The 1,322-nt window shown below is 57.3% G+C and carries 1 protein-coding gene; it reads left to right on the plus strand.

From position 1 onward, the window contains the following. The first annotated feature begins 264 nt into the window (after positions 1–264). Positions 265–1,233, plus strand: a complete 969-nt coding sequence (locus tag NW856_RS07040) for an NAD(+) kinase (RefSeq protein ID WP_414328788.1) — start codon at positions 265–267, stop codon at positions 1,231–1,233. Positions 1,234–1,322 lie beyond the last annotated feature (89 nt).

Genomic DNA, 1,322 nt, shown 5'->3' on the forward strand with positions numbered 1-1,322 from the left:
CCAACTGCAGGGCTACCGAAAGCCCGCCCTGTGCTGCGAAGCAGTCAGGGTCGGGTAGTTTACATTTACTTAACTGTTACTTAAAAGTTGTAGAAGAAAGCTCTGGCGGGGGCAGTGACGCTCAAGGGAGAGCTGCGGTGATCGGTTTCACCGTCCAAGAGAACATTTTCTGGTTAACTTTGGGGGGGATAGTCTGGATTATCCTGAGCAATCCCCAGTCTGAAGAAGGGGACAATCGACAGGGATCCCTTGATGAGGTTGACCATGGACTTGGGCTTGGTGGTGATTGCCTACAAAGAGGGGGATCGGGAGAGCAAGGCCGCTTGTCAGAGGTGTGCTGAACAGTTGCGCCGGCGCGGTGTTACGGTGTTGACAGCTCCCACCGGCTTGCACCACAACCCCTACCCTGTCTTTCTAGAGGCCACCTCGGATCCCATCGATCTGGCAGTGGTGCTGGGGGGAGATGGCTCGGTGTTGGCGGCGGCACGATACCTAGCCTCCTATGGGATCCCGATTTTGCCGATCAAAGTGGGGGGTAGGCTGGGGTTTTTGGCCCAGTCGGAGCGGGTGCTGCAACAGGATCCCTGGGATCGCATTCAGGCAGGGGATTTTTTCTTGCAAGCCCGCATGATGTTGCAAGCCCAGATTTGGGAACAGCCGCAGTTGGGGCAAGGGGATCCCTTGGCCGCCCGTGGAGAGGGAAAGTCGCAAGGCCGTCCGGCCAGCGAAGTCTACTATGCCCTCAATGAGATCTGCCTGAAGCCAATCAACCGAGAACGGCTGCCTGCCGCGATCATGGAGATCGAGGTCAACGGAGAGATTTTGGATCAGTACCACGGGGATGGCGTGCTGGTGGCCACACCGACGGGATCCACCTCTTACACTCTGGCAGCCAATGGCCCCATCCTCGAGCCCACCCTCGACGCCATCATCATCACCCCTATTTGTCCCCTGAGTTTGTCTAGCCGTCCTATTGTCATCAGCGGCACAGCCAGGGTGGACATTTGGCCTCTTGCCGATCCCGAAGGGTTGACCCGCCTGTGGACAGATGGCGTGTTGGCTCAGTCGGTGAATCCCGGCCAGTGGGTTCACATTCAGCAAGCGCCTACACCGGCCAAGCTGATGATCCTGGAAAAAGATCTCTCCTACTTTCGCACTCTGCGGGAAAAATTGCAGTGGGCGGGCAGCCGCATCTACATCCCCACCACCAACCACCGCCCCGAGGGGGGATAAGGAGAGCTTAAAGTTGGGCAGCTAGAGTGGCAAAGTTCGCTCCCATAAGCATATTTCCCATGAGCCTGAGACTTTACCTCCTTAGACAC

This window comes from Synechococcus sp. R3-13 (assembly GCF_047462195.1).
Classification (GTDB): domain Bacteria; phylum Cyanobacteriota; class Cyanobacteriia; order Thermostichales; family Thermostichaceae; genus Thermostichus.